Genomic DNA, 7,912 nt, shown 5'->3' with positions numbered 1-7,912 from the left:
TGGGGGAGCAAGCGGGCGCCTGTGAGTGAATATGTTTGCGGCGAGAGCCGTAATGGGCGGTGGGGTGGCGACTAGTTGGTCGTACCGGAATCGTCGCCTGAATCAGTACCAGAGCCAGAAAGTGCAACCGTCAGCGTAATCGTGCTGTCGGTAGACTGCTTGCCGGTGGGGGAGACGCCCGTAACGGTGGCGTTTTCGTTGCCGCTCACGGGGTTACCGTTCTGATCGCAGAATGCGATGTTGTAGAACCCGGCGTTGTTGAGCGCGGTAACGGCGGCGGAGATGCTCTTGCCGTACAGGTTGCCCGGAACGCTGGCTTTGCCGGACTTCTTGGCAATGACGACGGTAATCGTGGCGCCAGGCTTCTGCTTGCCGCTGGGGTTCCAGCTAATCACGGTGCCCTCGGTAACCGAGTCGTTCTCCTGGTAGCTCACGTCGACGCCAAAGCCTGCCATATCGAGGGCGTTGCGCGCCTGGGCCTCGGTCATGTCGGTCAGGTCGGGGACGGACGTGGTATCCGGGCCGCTCGAGACCTTGTACGAGATGGTCGTGCCCTTCTCGACTTCCTTACCGGCTTCGGTGCCCTGCTCAAAGACCTGGCCCTCATCGGCCTCGTTGGCCTCCTCGGAGGCGTTGCCCTTCAGGCCAACGCTTGCCAGCGCGGCTTCTGCCTGGTCCTTGGTCAGGCCGACAAGCCGGGGAACCTCAACCTTCTCGGAGGGCTTGGGGCCCTTGGAGATTACCAGGTTCACCTTGGTGCCCTTGGCCTTCTTGGTTTTGCCGTTGGGCGTCTGCTCGGCGACCTTGCCCTCGTCGATATCGTCGTTGTAGCTTTGGTCGATGGTGCCGACCTCGAGGCCGGCTTCCTTGATCTGCTCGACGGCAGTCTGCTGGTCCTTGCCCAGCACATCGGGCACGGTGACCTGCTCGCCGCCAAAGAGTCCTGTGGCAAAGGCCACCACGATGCCGATGACGGCAACAGCTGCCACCACGGCGGCGATAATCTTGTTCTTGTTGGATTTGGGCTTTTCGACCTCGTAGGAGCCGGTGGAGCCCGAAACCGAGCTACGGGCGGTATTCTGGCCGCTCACGCCCGAGACGGGACGCACCATAGCGCGCGTCTGATCGGAAAGCTCGCGAGTCTTGGTGGCGCCCAGCTCACCGGGGGCACCGATGATGCGCGTGGGCTCCGAGATGTTGACGGCACGACCGGACAGGTAGCTGTTGAGCACCTGACGCAGCTCGTCAGCGGTCTGGAAGCGGTTTGCCGGGTCCTTCTCCATGCACTTGAGGATGATGCGCTCAAGGTCGGCGTCGACACCGGAGTTGATCTGGCTCGGCGGAATAGGCAGCTCGTTGACCTGCTTGAGTGCGACCGAGATGGCGTCATCACCGTCAAAGGGCACGCGGCCGGTGGCGCACTCGTACATCACGACGCCCAGCGAGTAGATATCCGAGGTGGGGCCGAGGTCCTGACCGCGGGTCTGCTCGGGGCTGACGTAGTGGGCAGTTCCCAGCACGTTGTTGTCCTGCGTGAGATGACTGTTCTTGGCGCGTGCGATGCCAAAATCCATTACCTTGATGTTGCCGTCGGGCAGCACCATGATGTTCTGCGGCTTAATGTCGCGGTGGATGATCTCGTGCTTGTGGGCGACCGAGAGTGCAGAGCTGATCTGCGATCCGATCTGGGCGACCTTCTTGGGGTCGAGGGCGCCGTGGCTCTTGATTCCGCTCTTAAGGTCAGTGCCGCGCAGGTACTCCATGACGATGTAATAGGTGTCGCCGTCCTTGCCCCAATCGTAGACGCCCACGATATAGGGGGAGGAGAGACCGGCTGCTGCCTGGGCCTCCTGCTTAAAGCGTGCGGCGAAGGTTGCGTCGCCAGCATACTGCGGCAGCATGATCTTGACGGCCACCGTGCGGTCGAGGACCTGGTCCTGTGCACGGTAGACGGTCGCCATACCGCCCGTTCCCACCTTATCCTTGAGGAGGTATCTTCCCCCGAGGACCCTCTGTTCCATTCCTGCTCCTAACATAACTATTCGCTCAACGATGTGTGTAGTACCTACGATGTGGCCGCTGGGGCCGTGTGGCGCGTTGCCGCTAACTCTTCGGCCGCGGCGCGCCTCGGGTGTCCGATTCGATCATGGGCATCACGCTCCCTGCGCGGCAAGCGCTGCGGTCAGGACGATGCCGGCAATCTTAGCCGCCTTGACGTCGTGTTTGTCGTAATCCTCCAGGGCCACCGAGATGGCAACCGTGGGTGAATCGTAAGGTGCAAAGCCAACAAACGTAGAGTTGACGTTGGTGCCGCCGGTCTCGGGCGAACCGGTCTTGCCGGCAACCTTGACGCCCGGAATCTGGGCATCGGTGCCGGTACCGGACTGGACGACGGCGAGCATGGCCTGCTTGACCTGGTCGGCCGTGGCAGAGCTGACAGCCTGGCCCAGAGAGCGGGACTGCGTGGTCTTAACCACGGTTCCGTCCGGGGCGAGTATCTGGGACACAAAGAACGGGTCCATGACCACGCCGCTGTTGGCGATAGCGGCGGCGATCACGCAACTCTGCATAACGGTGGTCTGCGGGCCAGGCGTGTGGTCCATGCCGACGGGCTGGCCGGCGCCTGCCCAAGCGGTCTCCCACTCGGTCATAAGCGACGGGTCGGCCATGATGGAGGCGGCGGAGGTCAGATCTTGGCCGAGCTTTTGGCCGTAGCCAAAGGCGTTGGCAAACTGGACGAGCGAGCTGGCGCCAATCTCGTTGGCCACCTGGCCAAAGACGACGTTGGACGACACGGCGAAGGCCTGCTGCAGGCTGATGGTGCCGTAGCTTTCGTTGGCATAGTTGGTGACCGGCGCGTTGCCGATGTCCATGGAGCCGGGCGCCTGGTACGTGCTGGTAAGGCTGGCGGTGCCGGTTTCGAGTGCCGCGGAGAGCGTGACGACCTTAAAGGTCGAGCCCGGGGTGTACAGTGCGTCCATGGCACGGTTGTACATGGAGCCGTCCTCGCCGCCGCCCGACTGGAGCAGCGCATCGATGTTGGTGTTGTCGTAGGTGGGCGAGCTCGCGCACGCAAGGACCGCACCGGTGCGCGGATCCATGACCACCACAGCGCCCTTAAAGCCCTTGAGCGCCTGCTCGGCAGCCGTCTGGATGCGCGAGTCGATGGTGAGCTTGGCGGTATTGCCCGGCTGGGTCTGCCCCGCGAGCGACGCGATGGCGTTGTTCCAGCTGGAGTAATCCTTGGAGCCGGTGAGCGTGTCGTTCATGACGCTCTCGATGCCAGCGGTGCCATACTGCTGGCTCACGTAGCCAACCACGTGCGCTGCCAGGTTACCGTTGGGGTAGGAGCGTACGTAGGTGCCGTCCTCCTGCTGCAGCGACTCGGCCAGCGTCACGCCGTCGGACGTGATGATGGAACCGCGCTGGATGTACTTGGAGCGGGCGATGGTGTGGTTGTTGGTCGGCATGTCCTGATAGTCCTTGGCCTTAATGACCTGGACATAGGTGAGGTTGCCGATAAGGATGGCGAACAGCGCCGTAAAGGCGAGCACCGCACGGGTTAGACGGTTGGCGAGCGCAACGCGGCCGAGCACACCGGATTCAGGCGTGTCGAGCAGGCGACGGCGCATGCGCGAGCCGACGGAATGGCTGCCGCTGCCGTAGGAAGACGAGGTGGCAAAGCGCGTGCCCGTCGGGGCGGCGGCAGATGCGACCTGATCATCGGTGATGGCGGCCATGGTGCCGGTGCCGGTAAGCTCGGCCTCGCGTCCGGTCGCCTCGTCACCGGCGCGCAGCAGGAGCGCGACGATGATAAAGCTTGCCAGCAGCGAGGAGCCGCCCTGGCTCATAAAGGGCAGGGTGACGCCGGTCAGCGGGATCAGGCGGGTTACGCCGCCAACGATCAAGAAGGCCTGGAAGCTGATGGCTGCCGTAAGACCGGTGGCGCTAAAGGCGGCAAGGTCGGATTTAGCGCGGGCAGCCGTGGTGAGGCCACGCACGGCAAAAAGCATAAACAGGATGAGCACGGCGCCGCCGCCCAAAAGGCCCATCTCCTCGCCGATAGCCGAAAAGATAAAGTCGGACTCGACGACGGGGATGTTGTTGGCCATGCCGTTGCCGATGCCAACACCGACCAGGCCGCCATCGGCAAGCGAGAAGAGCGACTGGACGATCTGGTAGCCCTGGCCCTGGGCGTCCTTAAACGGATCGACCCAAACCTGGAAACGCACCTGAACGTGAGACAGGAACTTGTAGGCGCCCACAGCTCCAACGGCTAAGAGCGCAAGGCCGATAACGACATACGAAAAGCGCCCCGTGGCAACGTAGAGCATCAGCAAGAAGATGGTGTAGAACAGCACGGCCGAACCCAGGTCGCGTTCGAAGACGACGACGAGCAGGCACACACCCCACACGGCAAACAGCGGCAGCAGCAGTCGCAGGCGAGGGATCTTAAAGCCCAGGATCTTGCGGTTGGAGATGGAGAGCAGCTCGCGGTTCTCGGCCAGGTACCCGGCCAGGAACAGCACGATAAAGACCTTGGCGAACTCGCCAGGCTGGATGGTAAAGCCCGCGATGCGAATCCACAGCTTGGAGCCCGAGATCGTGGTGCCAATAAAGATGGGCAGCATCAGCAGGATGATGCCGATGATGCCAAAGGTGTACTTGTAGCGCATGACCACGTCGAGGTTTTTGACCAGTGCGAGCGTTCCCACCATCAGGGCCACCGAGACAAACAGGATGATGAGCTGTGAGATGGCGAGAGCGGGGGCGAGGCGTGTCACGAACGTGATGCCGATGCCCGAAAGTATAAATACGATGGGTAGGATGGCGGGGTCGGCGCCGGGCGCCAAGATGCGCACGGCGATATGTGCCGCGGCGAAGGCGGCAAAGAGGCCGATCGGCACGGCGAGCGTCTCAAAGGAGATGGCGGCGCCCGCGGTGAGCACGTACATCGCATACAGCAGGATGACGGGGAACGCCGAGGCGATGAGCAAGAGCAGCTCGGTGTTGCGGCGACTCATAAGCGGCACTCCCTTTCTAGTTCTTTTCGGAGGCTTCGGCCTCGGCGGACTGTTCGGCGGTTTTCTCGGAATCTGATTCGGAGGTCGATCCCTGATTGGTGTTGTCGCGAATCGTTTGCGCGTCAATCACCTGGCGGGTCTGCTCCTCGTCGATCTGGTGGCGGTATTTGGATATCGTGTCCTGCGCATCGTCGACACTTGTTTGCGGAATGCCCGCCTTGAGGCGGTTTTGCGTGTCTTCGGGCAGGTCGGATAGCTTGATGCTGGTTTCGCTTTCGAGCCAGTGGAGCTTGAGTCCGAGCGGCTTGCCGGGCAGGCCGCGCCAGACGGCGACATTGCCCTGGTAGGTACCCAGGTAGTACGAGCCGGTGACACCCGTGTAGGCCCAGATGCCAGCTGCCAGCACAAAGACGAGGGCCAGAATGGCGGCGATAGTAATGTTGCGGCGACGCACGCGCTGCGCCTCGCGCATAACGCCATCGTCAACCAGGTCAACGACTACTACGGTCACGTTGTCGTGGCCGCCGGCGGCAAGCGCAGCGTCCACTAGGTTGTCGACGCAGATTTGCGCGGTTGAGGACTGCGTGGCGATGTTCTCGATATCGCTATCGGGAATCATGCTCGAAAGGCCGTCAGAGCACAGGATCAGGCGGTCGCCTTCCTCGATATGCAGAGTGAAGTGGTCGGCATACATGGCGGGGTCCGAGCCCAGCGCACGGGTGATGACCGAACGGTTGGGGTGGACGCGAGCCTCGTCTGCCGTAATCTCGCCGGCGTCCACGAGTTCTTCCACATAGGAGTGGTCGCGGGTCACGCGGATGAGCGTGCCCTCGTGGAGCAGGTAGGCGCGCGAGTCGCCCACGTGGGCGATGGCGAGCGTATCGTTTTCGATATAGGCGCAAGTGGCTGTGCAGCCCATGCCGGGCTTGCCTAGGCCATTCAAGGCGGCCTCGATTACGGCGGCGTTAGCGGCCTCGACGGCTGCCGCCAGGCGTGCGGCGTCGGCGGACTGCGGGGCCGTCTTGGCAATAGTCTCAACGGCGATGGAAGAGGCCACCTCGCCGGCGGCGTGACCGCCCATGCCGTCGCATACGCAAAAGAGCGGCGACTGCACCAGGTAGGAATCCTCATTGTGCGGGCGCACACAGCCAACGTCGGAGCGGGCGCCCCACATGAGTTGCGTGGTGGTGCCGGCATCATAGGTCGAGTCGGTCTCGATACGCTCCTCGGTCAGGGGCTCAAAGCTCATGGTCGAGCCGGGGTCTTTGAGCTTGGCCTCAACGGCGGCAACGTCGATCTCGGCTGTGTCACCGGGAGAGACGGTGTCGGTCTCGGCGTTTGATTCGGAATCGCCGGTGTCCGGGGAGTCGGGCTTCTCGGACACGCGGGCGGTCGACTCGTCGTCTTGCGGGCTGACGTCTATAGGCTCGGGCGTCGCAAAGTGCGACGGCGCGGGCGTGCTTTGCGACTGGGCGGCGGGCTCTGCCACGGCATCGGACTCGCTTGCGGGCGCAGGCTGCGGGGTCTTGGGTGCAGGGCCGTCCTCGGGGGATGGCCCCGCCTCGGGCGCCGGCGTAGACGCGGGCGCAACCTCGGATGCCGGGGCTATGGGAAACGCCGGCGCGGCGGGCTCGGGTGCCGCAAACACCGCAGCGCTCTCGTTAATTGCCGCGGCGACGGGCTCTGCAAAGTGAGCCGGCGCCGGGGTTGCTTCGGGCGCTGTGGGCTGTTCCGCAGCATGTGCGCCGATGGGCGCCGCTACGGCATCCTCTTCGTCCTCGTTATCGGCGAGATCCGAAATATCATGCGTTACATGCGAAAGAGGCAGGGAGAACACGGTGTCCTCGGGCTCCACGGGTGCGGAGCCCGCCGGAGCGGCGTGGGCCGGCGCAGCTGTGGCGGCGGCCGGTGCCTCGGTCATAGTTGCGGACTTGTTCTCCTCGTCGATCATCGACGGTTCACCTTCATGACCACATCGCCAATCTGGACTTCGTCGCCCTCGCGCAGCGTCGCGGGCTCCACGAGCTGGCGGCCGTTGACGAGCGTGCCGTTAAGCGAGTTGAGGTCCTCGATGATGAGCGCCGGGCCCTGCAGCGAAAAGCGCGCATGCGAGGCCGAGACGAACGGTTCGTTGATGCAGATGTCCGAAGATGGCGAGCGACCGACGATGACGGGGCCGAGCATGTCTACGTGGATGCCACGGATGCCGCGCGGGCCCTTGTCCACATCGATCGTCCAGATAGCCGAGTCGCGGCGCTGTCCGCGCACAAGTCCCACGCCGGTCTTCATGACGGCGAACAGGAAGATATAGAGCAGGGCGACCAGGACGATGCGGCCTGCAAAAAGGACGATATCGATGTTCATAAGCGACTATCCCCTAAATTCAAAGGTGCTCAGGCCAAACGTCAGCAGATCGCCGTTGCGCAGCGGGCAGCGCGTAATGCGGCGGTTGTTGACGAGCGTGCCGTTGGTGGAATTGAGGTCCTCGATCGACCAATCCGAGCCCGTAAAGGTGAGCTGGGCGTGGCGGCGCGACACGTTGGGGTCGCGCAGGGCAATATCGGAAACCGAGCGCTCGCGACCGATAGTCACCTGTGCGGAGGTGATGCTATGGCTCTCGCCGCTCACGACGTCGACGAGCTGGGCGAGCGGGCGCTGCGGGGCGCGAGTGCTCGCCATGTTGGAGGCGATGCCGGCTGCGGCGCCTAGGCCCACGGCGGCACCGGTCGCGGCGGCTCCGCCCATGCCGGCAAGCGCGTCGCGCGAGACGGTCTGCGGCACCGGGATGGGTGCTGCGGCGGGGTCGGGGACGCTAGGCGCGAAGGGGTCTGCCACGGCAAGCGGGTCGGGAGCGGCGGCGCGAGGCGTCGGCTGCTGCTGGGGCATGG

The 7,912-nt window shown here is 63.8% G+C and carries 5 protein-coding genes; all 5 read right to left on the bottom strand.

Annotated features, from left to right (window positions below; translation table 11 throughout):
* Positions 1-71 precede the first annotated feature (71 nt).
* Positions 72-2,021, bottom strand: a complete 1,950-nt coding sequence (gene pknB / locus DXC67_RS07510) for a Stk1 family PASTA domain-containing Ser/Thr kinase (RefSeq protein WP_117637932.1) — start codon at positions 2,019-2,021, stop codon at positions 72-74.
* Between the two features lie 132 nt (positions 2,022-2,153).
* Complete coding sequence (locus DXC67_RS07505) at positions 2,154-5,024, bottom strand: FtsW/RodA/SpoVE family cell cycle protein (RefSeq protein WP_117637931.1); 2,871 nt, start codon at positions 5,022-5,024, stop codon at positions 2,154-2,156.
* A 16-nt stretch (positions 5,025-5,040) separates the two neighbouring features.
* Entirely contained in the window at positions 5,041-6,975 is a 1,935-nt protein-coding gene (locus DXC67_RS07500; protein WP_117637930.1) for a Stp1/IreP family PP2C-type Ser/Thr phosphatase, read from the bottom strand.
* Positions 6,972-7,388 carry an FHA domain-containing protein gene (locus tag DXC67_RS07495; protein WP_006235180.1) on the bottom strand — a complete coding sequence of 139 codons (417 nt, stop codon included), beginning with the start codon at positions 7,386-7,388 and terminating at the stop codon, positions 6,972-6,974. Before DXC67_RS07495 ends, DXC67_RS07500 begins: the two co-directional genes overlap by 4 nt.
* Positions 7,389-7,394: 6 nt before the next feature.
* A partial coding sequence (locus DXC67_RS10650; RefSeq protein WP_233503202.1) for an FHA domain-containing protein occupies positions 7,395-7,912 on the bottom strand: 518 nt, incomplete at its 5' end.

The organism is Collinsella sp. TF07-1, from assembly GCF_003437235.1.
Taxonomy (GTDB): domain Bacteria; phylum Actinomycetota; class Coriobacteriia; order Coriobacteriales; family Coriobacteriaceae; genus Collinsella.
The sequence above is the reverse complement of the archived record's forward strand: the minus strand, read 5'-3'. Positions and strand labels throughout refer to the sequence as shown.